Source organism: Paraphotobacterium marinum (genome assembly GCF_002216855.1).
Taxonomy (GTDB): domain Bacteria; phylum Pseudomonadota; class Gammaproteobacteria; order Enterobacterales; family Vibrionaceae; genus Paraphotobacterium; species Paraphotobacterium marinum.
This window is the reverse complement of the sequence record NZ_CP022355.1, coordinates 1,282,582-1,304,169: the sequence shown is the minus strand read 5'-3', so window position 1 is coordinate 1,304,169 and position 21,588 is coordinate 1,282,582. Positions and strand designations below refer to the sequence as shown.

23 protein-coding genes are annotated in these 21,588 nt (G+C 29.1%); 8 read left to right on the top strand and 15 right to left on the bottom strand.

What is annotated here, in order from left to right; translation table 11 throughout:
- Positions 1 to 51: 51 nt before the first annotated feature.
- Positions 52 to 714, bottom strand: coding sequence for a hypothetical protein (locus CF386_RS06770; protein ID WP_089073627.1), 663 nt, complete (start codon positions 712 to 714; stop codon positions 52 to 54).
- 46 nt (positions 715 to 760) lie between these two features.
- Between CF386_RS06770 and CF386_RS06765 the strand changes: the two genes are divergently transcribed.
- Positions 761 to 1,222 carry a DUF721 domain-containing protein gene (locus CF386_RS06765; RefSeq protein ID WP_089073626.1) on the top strand — a complete coding sequence of 154 codons (462 nt, stop codon included), beginning with the start codon at positions 761 to 763 and terminating at the stop codon, positions 1,220 to 1,222.
- On the opposite strand, the gene CF386_RS06760 is transcribed toward CF386_RS06765, so the two are convergent.
- Positions 1,219 to 1,938 carry a tRNA-uridine aminocarboxypropyltransferase gene (locus CF386_RS06760; protein WP_158522319.1) on the bottom strand — a complete coding sequence of 240 codons (720 nt, stop codon included), beginning with the start codon at positions 1,936 to 1,938 and terminating at the stop codon, positions 1,219 to 1,221. The genes CF386_RS06765 and CF386_RS06760 overlap by 4 nt on opposite strands.
- Positions 1,939 to 2,497: 559 nt before the next feature.
- Here CF386_RS06760 and CF386_RS06755 point away from each other — a divergent pair.
- A complete protein-coding gene (locus CF386_RS06755; RefSeq protein ID WP_089073779.1) occupies positions 2,498 to 2,857 on the top strand; it encodes a glutathione S-transferase N-terminal domain-containing protein in 360 nt (119 codons plus the stop codon).
- A 379-nt stretch (positions 2,858 to 3,236) separates the two neighbouring features.
- On the top strand, positions 3,237 to 3,899 hold the full coding sequence (locus CF386_RS06750; protein WP_089073624.1) for an HAD family hydrolase: 663 nt from the start codon (positions 3,237 to 3,239) through the stop codon (positions 3,897 to 3,899).
- A gap of 351 nt (positions 3,900 to 4,250) precedes the next feature.
- Here CF386_RS06750 and CF386_RS06745 read toward each other — a convergent pair whose 3' ends face one another.
- From CF386_RS06745 to CF386_RS06730, 4 genes are all read right to left on the bottom strand, one after another.
- Positions 4,251 to 5,021 (bottom strand): ABC transporter permease, encoded by a 771-nt coding sequence (locus CF386_RS06745; RefSeq protein WP_089073623.1) that lies wholly within the window; start codon positions 5,019 to 5,021, stop codon positions 4,251 to 4,253.
- Between the two features lie 17 nt (positions 5,022 to 5,038).
- Positions 5,039 to 5,959, bottom strand: coding sequence for an ABC transporter ATP-binding protein (locus tag CF386_RS06740; protein WP_089073622.1), 921 nt, complete (start codon positions 5,957 to 5,959; stop codon positions 5,039 to 5,041).
- A 202-nt stretch (positions 5,960 to 6,161) separates the two neighbouring features.
- Positions 6,162 to 6,716 carry a SprT family zinc-dependent metalloprotease gene (locus CF386_RS06735; RefSeq protein ID WP_089073621.1) on the bottom strand — a complete coding sequence of 185 codons (555 nt, stop codon included), beginning with the start codon at positions 6,714 to 6,716 and terminating at the stop codon, positions 6,162 to 6,164.
- Between the two features lie 28 nt (positions 6,717 to 6,744).
- Entirely contained in the window at positions 6,745 to 7,608 is an 864-nt protein-coding gene (locus CF386_RS06730; protein ID WP_225971753.1) for a 3'-5' exonuclease, read from the bottom strand.
- Positions 7,609 to 7,719: 111 nt separating this feature from the next.
- Here CF386_RS06730 and CF386_RS06725 point away from each other — a divergent pair, with 111 nt between their 5' ends.
- Positions 7,720 to 8,214 (top strand): putative ATP-dependent zinc protease, encoded by a 495-nt coding sequence (locus CF386_RS06725; protein WP_089073619.1) that lies wholly within the window; start codon positions 7,720 to 7,722, stop codon positions 8,212 to 8,214.
- A gap of 9 nt (positions 8,215 to 8,223) precedes the next feature.
- Here the strand turns inward: CF386_RS06725 and CF386_RS06720 are convergent, their stop codons facing one another.
- From CF386_RS06720 to CF386_RS06710, 3 genes are read right to left on the bottom strand one after another with little or no spacing between them, the layout of a single operon-like run.
- Entirely contained in the window at positions 8,224 to 8,664 is a 441-nt protein-coding gene (locus CF386_RS06720) for a bifunctional diaminohydroxyphosphoribosylaminopyrimidine deaminase/5-amino-6-(5-phosphoribosylamino)uracil reductase RibD (protein WP_089073618.1), read from the bottom strand.
- A 4-nt stretch (positions 8,665 to 8,668) separates the two neighbouring features.
- On the bottom strand, positions 8,669 to 9,565 hold the full coding sequence (locus tag CF386_RS06715; RefSeq protein WP_089073617.1) for a P1 family peptidase: 897 nt from the start codon (positions 9,563 to 9,565) through the stop codon (positions 8,669 to 8,671).
- Positions 9,566 to 9,570: 5 nt separating this feature from the next.
- Positions 9,571 to 10,815: an MFS transporter gene (locus tag CF386_RS06710; protein ID WP_158522317.1), complete on the bottom strand. Its 1,245-nt coding sequence runs from the start codon at positions 10,813 to 10,815 to the stop codon at positions 9,571 to 9,573.
- Positions 10,816 to 11,293: 478 nt separating this feature from the next.
- Between CF386_RS06710 and CF386_RS06705 the strand changes: the two genes are divergently transcribed.
- The gene (locus CF386_RS06705) at positions 11,294 to 12,184 is read left to right on the top strand and encodes a tRNA-dihydrouridine synthase (RefSeq protein WP_089073615.1); all 891 of its coding nucleotides are present in this window, start codon (positions 11,294 to 11,296) and stop codon (positions 12,182 to 12,184) included.
- Positions 12,185 to 12,246: 62 nt separating this feature from the next.
- On the opposite strand, the gene CF386_RS13365 is transcribed toward CF386_RS06705, so the two are convergent.
- From CF386_RS13365 to hemB, 3 genes are read right to left on the bottom strand one after another with little or no spacing between them, the layout of a single operon-like run.
- Positions 12,247 to 12,771: an ADP-dependent NAD(P)H-hydrate dehydratase gene (locus tag CF386_RS13365; protein ID WP_264080486.1), complete on the bottom strand. Its 525-nt coding sequence runs from the start codon at positions 12,769 to 12,771 to the stop codon at positions 12,247 to 12,249.
- A 23-nt stretch (positions 12,772 to 12,794) separates the two neighbouring features.
- Positions 12,795 to 13,703 carry an NAD(P)H-hydrate epimerase gene (locus CF386_RS13360; RefSeq protein WP_145955018.1) on the bottom strand — a complete coding sequence of 303 codons (909 nt, stop codon included), beginning with the start codon at positions 13,701 to 13,703 and terminating at the stop codon, positions 12,795 to 12,797.
- Between the two features lie 22 nt (positions 13,704 to 13,725).
- Entirely contained in the window at positions 13,726 to 14,688 is a 963-nt protein-coding gene (gene hemB / locus CF386_RS06690) for a porphobilinogen synthase (protein WP_089073612.1), read from the bottom strand.
- A gap of 371 nt (positions 14,689 to 15,059) precedes the next feature.
- Here hemB and CF386_RS06685 point away from each other — a divergent pair, with 371 nt between their 5' ends.
- Positions 15,060 to 15,965: a TerC/Alx family metal homeostasis membrane protein gene (locus CF386_RS06685; RefSeq protein ID WP_089073611.1), complete on the top strand. Its 906-nt coding sequence runs from the start codon at positions 15,060 to 15,062 to the stop codon at positions 15,963 to 15,965.
- On the opposite strand, the gene folE is transcribed toward CF386_RS06685, so the two are convergent.
- Both folE and CF386_RS06675 read right to left on the bottom strand, forming a co-directional pair.
- A complete protein-coding gene (gene folE / locus CF386_RS06680; protein WP_089073610.1) occupies positions 15,958 to 16,614 on the bottom strand; it encodes a GTP cyclohydrolase I FolE in 657 nt (218 codons plus the stop codon). The genes CF386_RS06685 and folE overlap by 8 nt on opposite strands.
- A gap of 14 nt (positions 16,615 to 16,628) precedes the next feature.
- Entirely contained in the window at positions 16,629 to 17,465 is an 837-nt protein-coding gene (locus tag CF386_RS06675; protein ID WP_089073609.1) for a CvfB family protein, read from the bottom strand.
- Between the two features lie 103 nt (positions 17,466 to 17,568).
- On the opposite strand from CF386_RS06675, the gene CF386_RS06670 reads away from it, so the two are divergent.
- On the top strand, positions 17,569 to 18,966 hold the full coding sequence (locus tag CF386_RS06670; RefSeq protein ID WP_089073608.1) for a hypothetical protein: 1,398 nt from the start codon (positions 17,569 to 17,571) through the stop codon (positions 18,964 to 18,966).
- A 108-nt stretch (positions 18,967 to 19,074) separates the two neighbouring features.
- Positions 19,075 to 20,670 (top strand): hypothetical protein, encoded by a 1,596-nt coding sequence (locus tag CF386_RS06665; RefSeq protein ID WP_089073607.1) that lies wholly within the window; start codon positions 19,075 to 19,077, stop codon positions 20,668 to 20,670.
- Positions 20,671 to 20,729: 59 nt separating this feature from the next.
- Here the strand turns inward: CF386_RS06665 and CF386_RS06660 are convergent, their stop codons facing one another.
- Entirely contained in the window at positions 20,730 to 21,587 is an 858-nt protein-coding gene (locus CF386_RS06660) for a hypothetical protein (protein ID WP_089073606.1), read from the bottom strand.
- Between the last annotated feature and the right edge of the window lies 1 nt (position 21,588).

Below are 21,588 nucleotides of genomic sequence, written 5' to 3'. Positions count from 1 at the left end.
ATCCCAGTATCATAAGAACCTTTACTTAGCAATATAAACTTAATTAAGTAATTAATTTTTACCAAGTAATGTTTTTTTTAAATCTTCAAAAATATCAGGTAATTTATTTTTACGAACTTTTTCTTTTTTAATTAAATCATCTGACTTATCTTTCACTCTAAAATTATCTGGGACTTGTCCGTTTTTTTCTATAAATTCTTTATATTCTTTTTTTTTCTTTTTAATATTTAATAAATGCTCACTAAAGGGTTTTTCAGATTTTACTGTTTGACTCATTAGTTCTTGATGATCTTCAAAATTTTTATTTAATATGTCATATTTTTTTTCAATATTAACTGGGTTAATATCATAGGAGTTTGTTACATTTCTCTTCAAATAAAAATTTTCACGGATGAACTTCTTAATATTAGCTTTTATAATTGCCCTTCTACCAAATTCAGTTTCATAGTTTGATGATGCTATTTCTATGACATTTTGTATTAATTCATCAAACTTCTCTTCTACATCATGATGGATAGAATAGGCAGTATTTTTTTTAGGATTATTTTGATTGTTATTAGCACCTATATTATTGGTTTGATGTGTTTTTTTTTGAGGTGATGCTGAAGATGCTCTTGTTTGCGGATTACTAAAATTGTCCGATTGCTCTCTAAAAGATTGATTAAATATCATTTTCGGCTTATTATTTTTTAGATATTTATTTTTAGTATTCATTATAACTGCTCTCAAGTTTTAGCATGTATAAGTTGCACGGAAGTTTATGATTAAGTCTAATATACAGAAGTTAGATAATATTGCATTAAAAAATGCTCTATTTATGAAAGCGATCCAATTATCAAAAAAAAACAGTCTTATTGAATCTGCATTAGAAAAAGAACTTCAACCAGAAATATATAATAAGATCAAAGTAGTAAGTTATAATCACAAAATTTTGAAAATTCATGTACTTTCGGCTCCGACACAAATGTATTTTAATTTTTTAAAAAGTTCATTAGTGTCAAAGTTAAGAGAAACTTTAGATCCTCATTTAATCAATATAGAATCTAAAGTAAGCCCATTACTATTTGAAAAGACACAAATACATCAAGCTAACAATTATAAGAAATTAAACAAAAACTCAAATGGCCTTGAATCCATTCAATACTTATTATCAAATGATAATTTATCACCTAAAATGAAAAAATCTTTACAGAAAATTTCTAAACAATTAGTTAAACTTTAATTAGTTAAAATTTTGGAAATTAAATGATCATTCTTTGTATCTATGTTTTTTTTTCCATTCATGTAATGTGAGTTAAAAAGCTCAAACCACTGAAATAGTTTTTTTGCATTGCTCCCCTCACCAAACTCCTTAAGAATATTAGCTGCTACTTCAGCTGTTGAAAGGTGCGTTTTATTATCAGAGCTTCTAAGCCGATATTCAGAAATATGGATTGAGTTAAGTGAAAGCACTGGAAATTTTTTTAAATATTCACTACTTCTAAACATTTTACGTGCTTCATACCAACTGCCATCTAAAATTATAAAAAGAAACTTTTCATAATTTAAAGATTGAATTTCAGATGAGTCAATCTCTCTATTAGGTTCAGATAAATATTGATTTGGAAAAATAATTACTGGTCGTATTTTATCATTATTTAACTCGTTTAATAATTCTGTTCCAGGTTTTTTTCTATCCCACTTAAAACATTTTGTCTTAGGAAAAAGGTCTACAATCAGCTTACCTGTATTACTCGGTTTAAGAATTTCGTTTGAATGCATTAAAATTAAAAAATTTGCATTAGTTTCAAGAGTCTTTCTATATTCACAAATACACAAACTATCTTTTAAAAAGCAACGATGACATCTAGTTATTTTCGAACCTCTCGCTTTAAAAGGTTTCGTTGAATTTAATTTTGCCTCTTTGTAGAGATGAAAATAATCATTAATTTTAATCACGAATTGTTTTCCAAATTGATTTTTGAATGAATTACATATAAAAATTTTTATTTTATTATATGATTTAACACTAACAACTTTAAAGATCTAATAATATCAAATTGATTGAGCTTGGAAAATTATTTATTAGGTATAAATTAAAGAATTTAAGCGGTTACATGAAGGACTAAATATGTGCCAATATTTAAAAATTAATTTGAGAATCGCTTGTTCAATTTTTCTAATAATTTTTCTATATAAATAAAATAATAAATTAAATAGTTTATGTATAGATAAAACTTATGGAAAAAGTACAGGATTTTTACGTAACACTTTAATCAACAGAGTTAATCAATTTAATGAAAATATCAAGCAAAAAGAATAAAAATAGTAGAAAAGTTATTAAGAAAAATGTTAAATTTAATTTATTGGCAAAAGTTTATTAGTCACATGAAATTAACTTTTTTCAAAAATTTTTCGTTTATTTTTTAATACTCAATGAAAAATTTAAATTATGGATTTATATCAAAAATTATACTTACAATAAGTAAGTAATACATGGAGAGCAAATGACATGTTCATTAAAGTCATAAGAAAATTACTAGGAGCAATTATACTTTTTTTGGATAAAGTATTTACACCAAGCTCTATTAATCGATCGACTGAAGAACAAGAGGTAGTTGACAATGCCACAAAAAATTTAAAACTTTATCAGTTTAAATCCTGTCCATTTTGCGTCAAAGTTAGACGACAAATCAAAAGATTAAATTTAAACATTGAAATTGTTGAAGTAAAGCCAGGCACATCATCTGAAACTGATTTAATTAATTTAGGTGGGAAAAGAAAAGTTCCTTGCTTACGAATCACTAAAGAAAATAGTGATAAATGGTTATATGAATCTAATGATATAATCAAATACTTAGAAAAAGAATATTTTTAAATATAAGGCTTTTTATTTCAAAAAAATCATACATAAATAAGAATGGATTCTTTTGTGAAGTTTTAAAAGGTCCATTTTTTTTTAATATTAACCTAAAGTAATAATATTTCTTTTTAGTATTTGTTGGATGAATCCTGTATAACATAGATACACATAATAAGTTCCTACAGAAGATTAGCCCTACATGATATAAAGCATCAATCCTATAAGCATTTAATTCTAAAAAATATAAAGACTAGTTTTTAGTTCCTAAGAATATATTAGACAGTATTCAAATAACGGAATGCTTAATTAAATTATTTATGGTTAATTATATAGTCAATGAAACTTAATAAAATTGTAACATTTTTTTTTTAAAATAAAATTTTTGAGTTTTTTTATGGAAAATAATACCTTAGCTATATTTGATTTGGATGAAACTTTGATCTGTGGTGACTCATCATCACTTTGGAATGAATTCCTAATAGAAAAAGAAATTGCTCCAAAGTCACTTCAAGATGTTGAACAATCTTTGATGGAAGACTACTACAGGGGTGAATTAAATATTTATAAATATATGGAAAAAACCTTACACCCATTAATTTCCCTAGACACAAAAAAAGTTGATGCACTCTTAAATGAATTCATATCGACGAAAATTATTAAAATTTTTTATCCTGATGCAATTGATTGCATCAAAAAACACAAAGAGAATGGCCACAAAATTATGATCATATCGGCTACAGGAGAGCATATTGTAAAAAAGATTGCGGAATATTTGGATATTTCTGAATCCATTGGAATACAAGTTGAAACTATTAATCATAAATTTACTGGAAAAATATTAGGAACACCAAGTTATAAAGAAGGAAAAGTCATAAGGCTAAAACATTGGTTAGAAAATCAATGTATAAATTATCATAATTCTGTTGCTTACAGTGATTCAGCAAATGATATTCCATTACTCAACTTTGCAAAACATGCAGTAGCTGTAAACCCAAACCAACAATTATTAAAATACTCAAAAAGTAAAAATTGGCTTGTTAAAACATGGAAATTATAAAAATCTCTCGTTTTAAAGCAAAAACGAGAGCCTATAATAATTTATAGAAATAAGGACAAAATGAAATATTAATAAAGACCATACGTCTTTTCAAAATAGATCATAGTATAAATGATTAGCCTAATTCTTTTATTGATTTAAGCTAATCATTAGATTATAGGATTATTTTTTTTCTTTAAAAGTTTATTGTGTTAAACGAACCTGCTTTGTGCTTAACACAAGTCATTAATCATATAAAATTGGCTAATTCTAGCTAATTAGAAGATATAAGTGATAAATTTCTTGATTTCATAAATATTAAAAAGTCGTCCCATTATTTCAATGGGACGAAATATAATAATAAAAGGTGGTTTATGTCTTTAACCCAATACCCCTTTTAATAAGTTGGCAAGCTACTATATAAAGAATTACAGACAAAGAGATGAGCACGAAGTATGATATAGTTAAACTTACATCTGTTTTTCCAATAAATCCATATCTAAAAGCATTAACCATATACACTATAGGATTAAAATGAGATAAATAACTCCAAAATGGAGGTAATATGGTTATAGAATAAAAAACACCACCAACATAATTTAATGGAGTTAGGATAAAGTTGGGTATAAAAGAAACATGATCATATGTTTTTGCATATACGGCGTTTATTAGACCACCTAATGAAAAAATTAAGGATGTAAGAATTGTTACACTTATTAACACCACTACATTATATATATGAATGGGAACAAATATAGTTGTCATCATTCCAATTAATAAAGCTACTAATATGGAACGACTAACTCCTCCCATCACATATCCCCAAACTATAATGTAACTTGGAATTGGAGAAACCAATAATTCCTCAACTACTTTTTGACTTTTTGAGCTGTAAAAAGAAGAAACCACATTAGAATAAGAATTATTAATGATAGTACTTATAATCATCCCCGGTATTAAGTATTCAAGATATGGGACCCCAGCCATTGTACCAATTTTATTGCCCAAAAAATGTCCAAATATAATTATGTATAATGCTGTATTCATTACTGGGGGAATCAAGGTTTGTCCCCATATCCTCATATAACGAATGTATTCTTTTCTTACTATCGTTTTAAACGCTACCCAATATAATGGATTCATAAAAATTGCTCCCTCGCCTATGATGATTTTTTAATTATTTTAATAAATAGTTCTTCTAAGCGATTCGCTTTATTTCTCATCGATTTTATAAGAACGCCCTGCTCAATTAGTTGACTAAAGATATTGTTTAAGGATTTATTTTTATTAATTGTAATTTCTATCAAATCATCGTCAATTTTTTTATACGAAAGTACATCTGTAAAACTTAACTCTTTTTCAAATGGCGCAGTATCAAACAAAAATGTTTCTTCATCAAGTTGGTTTAACAAGTTTCTCATTGAAGTATTTTTAATAAGAATACCACTTTCAATAATGCCAATATTTTTACATAATAACTCTGCTTCTTCGAGATAATGGGTCGTTAAAATTATCGTAACTCCAAGCTTGTTAATCTCTTTAAGGAAATCCCACATCTCTCTTCTTAATTCTATATCGACACCAGCGGTTGGCTCATCTAAGATTAAAAGTTTAGGCTCATGCATTAACGCTCTAGCAATCATTAATCTCCGCTTCATTCCACCAGACAAATTCCGTGATGGCTCCTTTCTTTTATCCCATAAATCTAGCTTTTTAAGATATTTTTCTGCCCTTATTAAAGCTTCACTTCTAGGAACACCAAAATAACCTGCTTGCTGCACAACAATATCAATAATTTTTTCATATTGATTAAAATTAAACTCCTGAGGAACTAAGCCAATTTGTTTTTTTGCTATTTCGGTCTCTTTTTCTAAATCATAACCCATAATTTTAACTGTACCTGAGGTTTTCTCAGTTAAAGAGGATATAATGTTTATGGTGGTTGATTTGCCTGCACCATTTGGCCCTAGTAAAGCAAAAAAATCACCCTGATTAATTTTTAACGACAAGTTGTTTAATGCTTTAAAATTATGTCCGTATATTTTTGTAACATTTTCTATTTCTAAAGCTAGAGTATTCATTAAAGATTTTTTTCCTCTCTATTATAAAATTTAATTTGTACAGGTTGGTATTTAAGAATGCATTAATGTGTAAAATTTACTAAATTAAAACTGAAGTTATTGTTATAATAACAGCAAAGTAATCAACTCATTAAATTTTAAATTCTAGTACAAAGAGTTTGCTGAAATTCGGCACATTAAATTACATAATTTTTTTAAAAATCTATTTTATTAATTTAATAATAAAATTACATTTTTTACAACGATATTTGTAACCTTTCTTAATTCGATTATATCTTATTTTGCCTATAGTATTGTTTTCAGAACTGACACAACCACAGGAATACTTAAATAACTTAGTTTTATTCTTAAGGTGTTGGACATTGTAGGAATGAAATGCGCTTAAGTTTTTAGCTCCCAATTTTTTTAATACTTCCCTAAAAGGTTTTCCATGTGCAGTATGATGAAAATATTGAAATGAAATTAAGTGACTTATTTCATGAATAACAACTTCTTTTTTTTCTAAATCAGATAAATTTAAAAATAATCTCAAATTTAATTCTATGAGATTTTGTTTAAAATAAGCTCTACCTGCTGTCGTTCTCATTCTTGAATTAAAACGGTAATTTAACGAATTAATATCCTTGGTAAAATTTGGGAAGAAAATACATACCTTAACTTTTATTTCATTTATAATATCAACCATAAAAGTTTCAAGAAGAATACATTCTTGATGAAACTTTTCCATCGTATCATTATTACTTACATTTGTTGGCATAAAATGTGTACTTATAAAATGAATACATTCAAAAATGTTTTTTAAATCTATCTCGGATATCTATTTTGGTAACTTTAGCACTTGATTTAGCTGGATAATAAACCTTATCAGTTAAAAATGTCATCATTTCATCTAATTCATTTTCTTTAACATATTTTGACCAACATCTCTTGTCTGGATCCCAATAAAAAGTCATTTTTTTTAACATATCCTTACTTTCAAAAGGTGCTTTTAGACACTCAACTTTAACATACTTTGTTTTTATATCTGCGAGTATATTTTTTAAGTATCCACCTACAAAAAGAAGATGTCCTAAAGCATCAATATCAGTTAAAGCTCTATGACCATCATAATAAAAGCCATGAAACAAGCATAATAATTCTTGTTTAGACGATAAAAACCCAAGATCCAACCAATTGACCTGCTTTAGGGAACATACCCATATTTTATTTTGAGAAGTCTCAGATAAATCAGTAACATTTTCAATCATTGGTCTATCAAAACTAGCATTATGTGCGAGAATAAAGTCTGATTGAGCCATCATCTCCTTAACAATACCCCAATCAATTTTTTTTCCATCCACATCTTCAGCTTTAATTCCAGTAATTTCAGTAATTTCTGGTGTTATCACATTGTGTGATGGTTGATTTAGAGAAGCATAATAATCTAATGGCTTTAATAATTTATGCTCAATACGATCGTAATACCATTGTCTTATAGCAATTTCAATGATTTCATCATTATCAATATCTAGTCCCGTGGTTTCAGTGTCGATGATTGAAAAAATACCAATATCTTTTGATAGCTTAATATCTTCTTTAAATTTTTGGTTGAAGCTATCAAACTTTTTAATAATAACTTGATTGTCATTAATAATATTATCCAAGAACATCTTTTTCAAAATTAGACCCTTTAATTGGTAGTGCATTTTTTGAGAGAATTTAACAATTCCAAAAAATATATATGCTAAAATCAAATTATTTAATAATATAAACAATTTACAATGAAAAGTATAAGATTTATTGCTTTATTAGTTCTTCTTTCGATCCCAGTTACTTTATTTGCACAGGAAAAATGCATGGATAAAGATATCGTAGGCCCTATTGTCAAAGTTGGTGTTATTGAACTAGGGTTGAAATTTAAATCTAGAGTTGATACTGGTGCAAAAACATCGTCCATCAATGCATACAATATTAAAGTAGAGGGTGGTAAAAGTCATGGAAAAAACATGAAAAACGATTTAGGTAAATCTATTTCATTTACCACTCAAAATAATTTAGGACAGGAACAAAGTTACACGGGAGAAATTATTAAAGTTAGTAAAATCAAAAATGCCCAAGGTGTTGAGAGAAGGTATGCTATTAGACTCAAAATTAAACTTGGAAAGAAAATAAAAAGTATCCAAATCAACCTTCGAAATAGAAAAAATTTGGAATATAAATTATTACTAGGTCGAAACTGGCTCGAAAATGACTATCTAGTTGATGTAACAAAATAAAATTAGTCACTATGATTTATTAAGAAATGGGCTAATAAAGTTTCTTATTTTGTTTTCTAGTATTCCAACCCTTGTTGGAATACCTGCATCATTTAAAATCTTAATACCTTTTCCATTATTTCTACTGTCAGGGTCGATCATACCGACTACAACTTCTTTTGGTCTTAATTTTGATAAAGTTTTTGCACACGAAGGTGTTCTTCCTTGGAAAGAACAAGGTTCCAGAGTTACATAAATAGTTGCTTGCTCTAAAATAGTCTTATCTTTTATTTCTTCAAGTGCATTTACTTCTGCATGCGCCTGTCCAGGCTTTTGGGTAAACCCTTTAGCAATAATTTTATTATCAAGAACAATAACGCAGCCTACTGGGGGATTTGGTTCACAATCCGGTAAGCTTTTTTTAGAATGTTCCAGCGCAGTTTCCATAAAAAAACTGTCAAGATTATTCATTTATTTACTCCTTAACTGCATTTTGTATTGCAATTTCAATATTTGTTGCACACGCAGAGCCGATTTTCATTAAATCAATACTATTATCTATAGAATTTCCCATACTTATTGAAAAAATCACATCTCCATCATACATTGTCATACTTGGCTTTATTGCTCGACTTATACCTGAAACTGACATTTTAGAAATCATAGCTAATTCATGGTTTGATAATTCACATGAAATAAAATTAGCTACAAGAACCGTATTCTTGTTTTTTTCTAAATTAAAAGACACTCCTTTACTAAAAAGTGATTCTTCCATGTTTATAAAAACATTATTTTTGTCTTTGGCGCCTGCAATAATTTGTCCGTTTTTGTAAATATCTCCAATTGAGTTTACAACTGCAACAGATACTATTTTTATACCATCAAACTCCACTTGGTTCATTCCTATACCTGAATTAGTGGATTCATACGAGGTTGTTTTCCCAACGCAAGCTCCAGTGCCGGCACCAATATTACCCTGCTTGTAATTATTTCCAATAGCATTGTTACATGCTTCGTAAGCCATATCTGCATTCGGCTCAACTGCTAACCCATAATTGAAATCATAAATAGCAGCAGTTGGTACTATAGGTACTAGCCTATAATTTGTATCAAGTCCTTTATGATGCTCTTCTAGCCAAGACATAACTCCATTTGTAGCTCCCAATCCATAAGCACTTCCACCAGAAAACAAAAGCGCATCAATTTTTGAAACAAATGTATCTAAGTCTAATGTAGAAACATCTCTTAAAGCTGGGGCACTTCCACAAACTAAATAACTACAATTAGATGGTTTATCGAGTAAAAACACTGTCACACCTGTTTTTATATTATAATCTTGAGCATGACCAATCTTTAATCCATTTAAATTCATTACAATTACCTACTCTTTTTTATGAATACTTTGAAAAGTATAAGAAGCAATAATGTCAATCCGAAAAAAAGACCACTAAAAAGTTGTGGTTTAAGTGCATCTGTAATAGTTATCTTACCAATGATAACACCGCCAATCATAAAGGCCAGTGATAGTAATCCATCTGCAATCCCCATAAAGCTCCCTTGCTTTTGTTCAGAAACATTTTGTGAGATCTGAGTTAATAAAGACGTATATGAAAACGCAACTATTAATGCTACAACAAATCCTAACATCCATTGAACTGTTATACTTTTTGTAAAATATGCTATTAACATAAAACTAGAACCAACTAATAAATATAAAGCTAAATTTTTATGAAGTAGTTTTTTGCGAGCCAGAATTTTTACACCCCAAAATAATCCAATAGACATTATAATGCCAACATATGAAACAAAATATCCGGAATAACTAAGAGATTTACTAAAGTATTGATTTAAAGTTAGGGCGATCGACCGAAAATAAATTCCCCAGCTTAACTCCATGAAAAAAAAGATAAGACATAAAATGACTAAATTCAATTTTATTTTTTTTAACTCAAAATTTACAACAAACTTTTTACGATTTCTATTCCTAAAAACATCCCTTCTCTCTTTTGGGAAAGTTTCTTTCAAGAAGAATATAGCAACAAGCATACTAATAAAGGACAAACTTAATGCAACATATAAAGGCGTTAATGCATTAAAGCTTTTTGAAAGGGCGTTGTCTGCAAATACCCCTCCTATAAAGGAACTAATAACAAACCCCAGTGTTAAACCTAATGCTATAATACTTATGTTTTTAGCCCTATTTGAATTAACACTAATGTCAGCCATTGCAGCTTGAGCAATTGAAAAGCTTCCAGCTGTAACTCCAACAACAATATTAGCAACAATTAAAAGCACCAAGCTTTTAAACTTGAAGCTCAGTATAAAAATTAATAAACTGACAGTTGTTCCTATAATACTAATAATCAGAAGTTTTTTTCTTCCATAAATATCTGATAAGTACCCCAGTGTTAAAGTTCCAAGGACATTACAAAAAGGCAAAATTGCTAATAAAAGGCCAAAGATCATATGTCTTTGGTAGTCATTATAAGAACCAAAAAGATTAAACTTTGAGTTTGCAACTGCATATGATAATACAGGCATTGAAATATTTGTGCTCATTACATCAATTATAATGATAAAAAAAAAGGGAAATATGATTTTTGCTTGCGGTACCTGTCTCATGATCAAGTCCATATTATTAAAAGAGACAAAGTTACTAAAAAAAAAAGATAATTTCAAATCTAATATGAAAAAGTTAAAAATTAAACAAAACATCTCTTGTTATTAAGTTTGTATTAAGGTTACTTAAGCTATTATTATTTACGAAATGTAATGAGTTAAAACTAATTATATTTTTTTCATTTTTATATTTATATTTTTGTGCGCTAGGATGGCGCACTTTTTTTTAAACAAAAGTTTAAAAAAGACCACATTTCAATTCATAAAAAACATGGTCAAACACAAACACAACATTGACAATCCTACAAAATAATAAATAAAAGATACACCATTAAATTTTCAAAACTATATTTCACTTCTGTTAGTCTTTTTTGACATTAAAATGACACTAATTTTTTTATATTTTCACTTATAAAATTATTTGACAATTTAAATCTATAGTATTAATCTTCGCTTTTCATAAAAAATATTGTTTAAACCTATGCATAAAATAATTTTAGGTCCAATGGAAGGAGTACTCGACTATGGATTACGCAGCATTTTAACAAGCATCAATCGCTATGACTTATGTATTACGGAATTTGTCAGAGTTGTAGATCAATTGCTTCCTAAAAAAGTATTTTATAGAACCGCACCAGAGTTATTAAATCATGATAACTTTATAAATAAAACTCCCATACGTATTCAACTTTTAGGTAATGATGAAAACTGGCTTTCAGAAAATGCTGCCAGAGCTATTGAGCTTGGCTCTAAAGGAGTCGATCTGAATTTTGGGTGCCCAGCCAAAACTGTTAATAAAAATAAAGGAGGAGCTATTCTTCTTAAAGAGCCAGAAACAGTTTATAAGATAACAAATAAAGTTAAAAAAGATCATCCGGATCATCATATTAGCGCAAAAATAAGGCTTGGCTGGGATAGCCATGATAGATTCAAGGATCTTATTTTTGCCCTTGATAATGCAAAAGTAGACTCGATCACTATACATGCTAGAACTAAAAAAGATGGATACAAGCCAGAAAATATCGATTGGAGCAAAATAGCTCAGGCCAAAAGTTGGACGGATATTCCCCTGATTGCAAATGGTGAAGTTTGGAATAAAAAGGATGCTGTCAATTGTTTTGAAACGTCTCAAACACATACCTTAATGTTATGCCGTGGTGCATTTCAATTACCTAACTTAGCAAATACTATCAAGTTTAATGAACCTATCATTGCATGGAATCAAGTAATTAATTTGCTAATTGAATATGCGTCTTTTCCAATTGAAAAGGACAAAGGGCTTTATTTTTCAAATCGAGCTAAACAATGGTTAACTTATTTAAGACATCAATACAATGAAGCACAAGAATTATTTGAAAAGGTAAAAGATTAAAAAACAAACAAGAGGTTTTGGATGTGATAACAAGATCGCTCGTACAAGTAAATGAATGAACTTCAAAAAATGTTGCGTTGTAACTCCACCAATAAATCGGATGCTAACAACACTCTTTTGTTACTTTCCTTAACAATTTTTTTGCTTATAAAAACATGTAAATAAACAGCTAGCTTGAGCGCATCATCAGCGTCCATTCCTTGAGAGATTAATCCTCCAGTAATACCCGATAACACATCACCAAATCCTGCTGAAGCCATTGCTGGTTCAGACAAGCCTGTACAATAAATATTTTCTTTAGAATCAGCAAGTAAACTTCCGGCACCTTTTAGAACGACTTTAGCATTATATTTTTTTGTAAGTTTTTTTAAAGATTCAATAGGACTATGTTGTATATCTATTTTTGGAATATTTAAAAGTCTTGATGCTTCCATTAGGTGAGGGGTAAGTATACAATCTTCTTTTGTCATATTTTCCTTTGATAGAAAGTACAAAGCATCAGCATCTATCACTTTTTTTATTTTTGATTTTTTAACTTCATTCCAAACATTAGTCCCCCAAGAGTTTCTACCTAAACCTGGGCCAATAACAATAGTATCAATTTGTTGTTCTAATAAAGAAAATCTTTTTTTGTAAAAGTATAAGAGATTAACTCAGGTTGATGTAATGAAACCAAGGACGCATGTTTTTTTCGTGTTAAAACAGTAACAAGACCCGATCCAATCATTAAAGCTGAGCGTGCGGCTAATATTAAGGCACCGAACATGCCAGTATCACCACCAATAACTAGAGTGTGGCCGTTCATATTTTTGTACATGTGTTGCTGTCTATAGGGAATCAGTTCATTAATGATTTTGGGTAATAAAAGCCGAGCGCTTGGTGACTTACAAAATTTATGTAACAAATGCCCCAAGCCAAAATCAAAAAGAGAAACCTTACCGCTAAACTCTAGCCCTTGAAATGTAAATTGACCAAACTTGAGACCCAAAAATGTAAGTGTGTGTGTAGCTTTTACAGCAGATCCCATCACACAACCATTATCAGCATTTAGGCCTGATGGCATATCAATAGAAATAATAGGTAAACTTGATTGATTGATTTGTATAATTAATTCTGTTAATTTTTTATCAATACAACGATTCAGTCCAATACCAAAAATACAATCAATAATAATGTCAAATACTGATAAATCAAGTTGGCCACAAGTATCAAAAACTTCAAGATCTGCATGATTATTTTTATAAGATTTTTCTGACAACTTGTCTATAAAAAAAAGGGTTATTTTATAATTATTTTGGGAATTTAGAAGTAATCTTGACAAAAGAACTCCATCTTCACCGTTTATTCCTTTTCCAACAAAAATAATTACATTTTTTTTTGAACTAAAATGCTTTAAAATAAATTTTTCACAAGATTTTGCTGCTTTCTCTTTTAACTTATCATTCGAAATAATCTCATGCTCAAATAAATATTCTTCAAATTCTCTAATTTGACTTTTTGAAAAAAGACATTCATTCATTAGGCCAACCTGCAATAAAATTTTATTCCTTTAACCAAATCGCAATTTGTTTTGCAAAATAAGTCACTATCAAGCTTGCTCCTGCTCGCTTAAATCCCATTATAGACTCAAAAACAACATCTTTTTCATTTAATGCGCCTGCTTTTGAAGCAAATTTAATTGCACTATACTCACCACTTACCTGATAACTAGCAATTGGTAATAATGTTTGTTGTTTCAAACGTTGGACAACATCTAGATATGGTGTTCCAGGTTTTACCATTAAAAAATCAGCACCTTCCATTTCATCTAGCTTAGCCTCTCTCATGGCTTCATTTGAATTGGCATAATCCATTTGATAGGTTTTTCTGTCTCCTTGTAAATCACAACCAGCTGCGCTTCTGAATGGACCATAAAATGATGATGCATATTTTATAGCATGAGCCAGAATAGCAACATGATCAAACCCCTCTTGATCTAAAGCTTTTCTTATTTCTTTAATTTGGAAATCCATCATTGCAGAGGGTGCTAATATATCAGCACCAGCTCTAGCAGCAACTATACTTTGTTTGGCTAGATTTTCGATAGTTGCTTGATTATTTACAAGCCCATCCTTCGTTAATACACCACAATGTCCATGTGATGTATACTCACAAAAACAAACATCAGGAATAACAATCATTTCAGGGCATATGGTTTTAATCTTTTTGATGATTCTATAAAGTAGCCCCTCTTCTATCATACAATCATTCCCTATTGAATCTTTATGATGAGAAACACCAAAAGGCATGACATAACGAATACCCAACTCAAAAAGTTCATTAATTTCATCTGCAATATCTCGCTCTGAAATTCTGTAAATTCCTGGCATTGATTTAATTTCAACTTTCTCAGAAATATTTTCTTCAACAAAGAATGGATAAATTAAATCTGAAAGACTCCAACTGTTTTCTCTTACCATCTTTCTCATATTTTCAGAAGTACGCAACCTTCTCATCCCAAGCATGACTTTAGCCCTATAATTAATGAAGTAAGGTATATTTTAAAAGAAAATAGCTTATTCTAGAAGATAAAAAACGTAAAAATAGAATTACAAAAACAGTAAGTTGTTTTTGTAACCCTATGGTCTTAAAAATTCCAAAAATAACTATAAGTTTATGTGAATTTTTCATAATACCTAAAAAGTTGTGAACAATTTATAAAATTTCAGTGGTCTATGTTCGAGAAAAAACCATAAAATTTGCTAAATATTAATAAGCTTTCATTGAACTTTAGAATTTGGACGAATAGAATAAGATTCAATGATATGAATGGAATATTTTAAGGCTTAACAATGAGCATTTATGGCTATGAAGCACTTTTTTACTTACGATAATAATGTTTTCGGTAGATTTGTGGCAAACTAGAAAAAAAGAAATCACTCTTTCAAACGCAATTTGCTGGACTCTTATCTGGATTTTGTTAGCCTTACTGTTTAATGGATTTATTTATTTCTTTTGGAATGATATTTCACCAATGAGTTCTATCAACAATAAAGAAGCAGGAACTGCTTTTTTTACTGGCTTTGTTTTAGAAAAATCTTTGAGTGTAGATAATTTGTTTGCATTTGCAGTGATATTTACTCAATTTGCTGTCCCAAAAGAACTAAGACCACGCGTACTAATGATCGGTATTGCAGGTGCTTTAATTTTAAGGGCAGTTTTAATTTTTATCGGTGCAAAATTAATTCAAGAGTTCGACTGGATTTTATATATATTTGGAATCATTTTAATCATAACAGGGATAAAACTCTGGATAGAGAGTTATAAGAATGAAGGTGATGAAGAAAAAGATTATACTAACAACCTAGCAGTTAGATGTATTAAGAAGTTTTTTAGAGTTAGTAATAACTACCATGATTTTAAATTATTTATAAAAGATAAATCAGGAAGACTAGTCACTCCTATGTTGATTGTCATTACTGTCATTGCTATTACTGATTTATTTTTTGCTTTAGACTCAATACCTGCCATATTCGCTATTACACCTGAACCTTTCTTAGTTTTATCAACGAATATTTTTGCATTACTTGGACTTCGTTCACTATATTTCGTTTTAGAAAATATGTTAGATAAATTTAAGTATTTAGGGCATGCCTTGGCAATTATTCTTTCTTTTATTGGCATAAAAATGATGTTACATAAAGTGTATGCGATACCTACAGGAATCGCATTAGGTGTCATAGTTTTTGTTTTATCAAGTGCTGTAATTATGTCAATAATCTATAATAAAAAAGTTAATTAGACTGATTTAAAAACTCATATCGCGTTGCTGCATTAGATTTAAAAATACCACCTAAGGCAGTCGTGGTTGTAGAGCTTGTAGAATCCAGAACACCACGAGATTTAACGCAATAATGGGTAGCATCTATTTTAACAGCCACATCATCACTTTCTAATAAAGTTTGAAGTGCAACCAAAATTTGCTGAGTCATCCTCTCTTGGACTTGAGGTCTTTGAGAAAAAAAACGAACGACTCGGTTAATTTTAGACAAACCTATAATTTTTTTTCTTGGAATATAGGCAACGGTTGCATACCCATCGATAACCACAAAATGATGTTCACAAGTACTTGTCAATGAAATTTTATTGACTCTTACCATTTCATCACAGTTCATTTTGTTATCAATTAGGGTTATTTTGGGAAAATTACTATAATCCAAACCCGAAAAGATTTCTTCAACATACATTTTTGCTATTCGTTTGGGTGTATCTTTTAGACTGTCATCGGACAGGTCTAATTGCAATAATTTCAAAATTTCATTTACATGATATTCGATACTATTTTTGGTCTTTTCAGAACTCATCGAATCATTTTGTTGAAGTGGAGTTTCAATACCCTTTTCAATAAGAGCATCTCTCACTCTCATTGCTTCTTTTGTAAAATTTATCATGAAAATTAACCTTTTTATTTTCGTAACTGTATTTTATTATCTTCTAAAGTAATTAAACGCCGTTTATAAAGTTGTCCAATTGCTTTTTTAAAAGTAGCTTTACTCATTTTCAAAATCTTATTGATTTGCTGTGGGGATGATTTATCTGATAAGTTTAACAAACCATTATTTTCTTTTAATAAAGTTAATAATTTATCAGTGGCAAGTTCCATTTTTTCAACGCCTACTGGATCAAGAGATATATCAAGCTTTCCATCTGAGCGATTTTGCTTTACATAACCTTCACACGTCTGGCCAATTTTTAAATTTAACGTCTTATCTTTCGAAAAAATCAGCCCAGTATAAGAGTCATTAACGATGACCTTGTAACCTAAGTCTGTAATATCTGACACGACTAGATTCACTACCGAGCCTATTTTAAAGTGTGGTTTATTTAAATCAAGATATTTATTATATTTTGTCGTTGCTACAATTTTATGATTAGCTTTGTTTATATAAACATAAACCAAAACATAATCACCAATTTGATAATTTTTTCTTTGTTCAGAATATGGTAATAACAAATCTTTACTTAGACCCCAATCTAAAAAAGCTCCAATACGATTGACATCTACTACCTTTAAAAAAGAAAAACCACCAACATGAGCCTTAGCTATTTTTGTAGAAGCAACAATTCTGTCATCTGAATCATAATATAAAAAAACTGATAAAAAATCATTAATTTGAATATCTTCATTAATTGAGCTAATAGGAAGAAGTATACTTGGGTATTCATCATTTCCTTCCAAATATACGCCAAAATCAACAATTTTTTTTACTTTTAGCTTATTAACTTGACCAATTTTTAACATCGTAAATATGATTCCTTTTTAACACTTTAAATATCGTAGTATTTTTATTTTTAAATACATTTGTTACAATAGATATAAATCTTGCTTCAAATCAAATTTTACAATGCTAACGGTAGAGAAAAGACCCGGAAATAACATTAAAATAACAAATATATCATCCAAAATAAGTTATCAAAATTTAGAGTTATATTTTTTTATACCTTTAGATTTAAAATTATCGTCACAAAATTTATCTGAACAAGAATTATACCATACTTATCTAAATACAAAACACACATATTTTGAAGAATCCAATGCTATTAAAGAGTTAACTGGATCAATTGAATATAATGATCAAAAATCAATAGAAAAATATCGCCTTAATTTAAGTCTAAATGCATATCAATATTCTTTAGCCCTAGAAAGAGAGGTTGCTGATTTAATTGAATTAATCAAATCTCCTTCTGGTCAAACCGAAGATTCCATCATCGAAGATGACAGTGAATCAATTTCACTTCTTAATAAAGTTCAGGGGCTGGTGACTCTTATTAATAATTTTTTAACCCAATTTAGAAAAAATAAACCTCAAAGAAATAAAGCTCTAAGGTTCTATCAGAATACTGATAATTATATTTCATGGCTGACCGAGCAAAAGATTATTGAATTAATACTATGTATCCAAAATAAAGATATTTTTTTTGATTTAGAAGATATGCTACTCGATCTTTGTAAATCAGAATCTCAATATAGAAAAGTTAATAATTACAATTCAACAGAAAGTGAAAACGATATTAATAGAATCTCAAATAAAATGAGACTCTTAAGAAAATTAATTGAATACCCTGTCACACTCAATAAAACAATTATTCCTCTTGGAAAAAGAACGGAGAAAATTGTGAAAGGTTCTGCTACTGCCATTATCATGTTATTTGTATCATATTTTTTAATTGAAGCAAGAGATTTTTTTAACAATATTACAGTTCTTCTTATTTTTGTTATTTCTGTGATTTATGCATTTAGAGAAGTCTTAAAAGAAGACCTCAATGTCTATTTAAGAAAGTTAATACGTAAAGGAAAGCCGAATTGGAAAACTTTATTGTATGATTCTAATTCATCGAACTTACTTGGTACAAAATTAGAATGGCTAGAGGTTATCAAATATGATGCACTACCCTTTAGCATAAAAGAAATGAGAAAAAGAAGTATCTCTCAAAAAGAGTCAACCATCATAAAATATCGACGACTTATGCAAATTTTTCCATCTAATTTCCTTATTGGGTACAAAAAAAGTAGAGAAATATTCGATATAAATATGAATTTTCTTACAAATTCCATGGAAAAAGGAACAAAAATAGTTTTCACAAGACAACAAAATGAAGTCGTGAAACATAATGTAGATAAAAGGTATACGATTAATTTAATATCAAAAATTTCTGATAATCATAATAATGACTTAATTCAACGATGGAAAATTATTATGAATAAAGATCAAATACTCGATGTTCAAGAAATTACTTTTTGATACCTTGAGAAATGATTGATTTTTATTCAAAAAGCTTTAGAATACTCATCTTTAAAAGCTAATCAAAAATTAAAATTAACCTTAAAACACACATAATAGGATTTTAAAATGAACACTTCACCCCATACCATGGGTAAACCAGGGCTGTTTAGTTTCGGTGACTTAAACGGTTTTCTTGGGCTTTTAGCAGATAATCTAGCAAACTTTTCGTTATTGACCGGTATTTTATTAAGCTTTTCTTTTCCGTCAGATATAATTTTTAAGAACATTTATCCAGCGACTGTAATGATAATCGTAGTTGGTAACTTATTAATGACATTCGTAGCTAAAGTAGTTTCGCAAAAAAATAACTTAGAGTCGATTACTGCAATGCCATATGGTTTAGATTTACCAACTTGTTTAGGCATACCTTTAATTATAGGTCCTTTATTTCTATCCCTAAAATCATCAGGAATAAATGCACACGAAGCTGGCTTAATGGCTTGGCAAGGCGGTATGGCAGGCGTTTTTATCATTGCAGCATTAAAAATTCTAGCATCACCTGTTGCAAATTACGTAACAAGAATTGTCCCTATGTCTGGATTACTAGGCTCTTTAGCAGGGATTGGCTTTATGATAGGTATATTCGCTCTTAAAGAAGTTTTTGAACTACCATTATTGGGAATCATTTCTCTAGGGTTTGTTTTATACACCTTAATAGCAAAAGTGCCATTTCCCAAAAGACTCCCGGGTCTATTAATTGGTGTGATCTTATGCACGTTTTTATATCAACTCTTAGGAAGTCAAGGGCTTTTAGACATAAAATATATCGCTCCAAAAGCTGACTTTAATTTTTTATTACCTTCTTTTTCACTAGATTTATTTAATGGTTTTAATATTATTTATAAATATTTGCCAGCAATTATACCTTACGCAATTTTAGTTATAATTGGAGATATAAATGTAACTGTGAGCGCAATGGAAGTCGGTGCGCCATATAAACCCAAGCAAATACTATTTTTAGACGGCTGTGTTACCTTATTAGGGGCTTTCTTTGGGAGTATTACACAAACAACTGCTTATGCTGGTCAACCTGCTTACAAAGCTATGGACGCAAGAATTGGTTACACTCTTTATCTAGCCGTAATTATTGCTGCATTAGGTAGTTTTGGAGTTATTTCTTTTTTAGTACAAGCAATACCTTCCGCAATTTTTGCTCCAATTTTAATTTTTGTTAGCATGGAAATTACTGCTCAAGGTTTTGCATCTGTAAAAAGAAAACATTACGTGGCATCTGCTTTTGCGATGTTCCCATCCGCAATTAAACCTGTTTTAGTTATTGCTGGTATGATGGTTTTTGCATTAGGAACAAATTTATCAGGTTTAACATCCCAAAGTGGTGCTATCTATAAAGATGCATTAGTTTTAAATGCGCTAATAAATGGAAATATATTAACTGGGATGCTTTGGGGTGGTCTTGTAGCAGAGTTAATTGATAAAAAACTTAAAACTGCTAGCGTTTATCTTTTTATATTAAGTATATTTTCTTTTTTCGGTATAATACATTCAGTTGATTTGAATGGACTAATTTATCTGCCATGGCATTTAGACACACTCCAAAAGTCAATGTGTTACCAAATTTCGGTTGGTTATTTGATACTGGGGATAATGTTCTTAGTATTGTCGTTTCAGAAAAGCTTAAAAAAGTCTATTACAAGTAATTAATCAAACGCATAAACAACAATAAAATACTCCATATTTATCATAAATATGGAGTATTTTATTTATGCATCAAACAAATCATCCTTTTTATTATGTTGATTAAGAACCGAGTTTTCAGTTTCTTGAGGATCGTTATTATTGATGATCTCTTTGAATATTATACTCTGACTACTAATAAAAAGTGAAACAGTAAAGATAAAATATAATATGGCTAATATTGCAAACAAATAAGAATTTGCCGAGCTTACCATTGAGAAAACAATAAACAAACCAATACAAATTAAAATATTTATCAGGTATATAGAAAAAACTTTCATAAAATTAGTGTTAACACCTTTTATAGAATATTTGATAGCTTCTACGGGTGAAATTTTAAAGGTAACTAGAAAAAACATGGATAAGCTTAAGACCATCATCAAATAAAAATTTATGATAGAACCTATGATAGGGATAACTTGTGAAAATGATTCTATTAGTGATGTAAAAAAAACGAGTGTTAAAGACACCATCAGGTATGAGAAACCATTAAATATATCCTTAAAATGCATTTTTTGTTTTAAATTTAGTCTTAAAAAAATAAAGCTGAGACCAAACAACAATGGAGCAGTGACAATTTTACCACCCAACGATGCAATGATAAAAGGATATAGCACTAAATTAGTTTCTTGATTATCATTAGGAGATTGTAAAGATACAACTAATTTATTAATAACTGCACCTAAATCATTGTAATGTAGATTTAAAATAATATAAGTAACTGCAAATTGTATTAAATAATAAAAAAGCATCAAAAAGAAAATTAATACACAATTTGATTTTATTAATGTCAAAGATTGTTTAACTACATCAAAAGCACCTAAATTGATTCTTTTAATCAATTCATTTATGTTAGATGCTTCTTGTCTTTCATCATTTTTCATG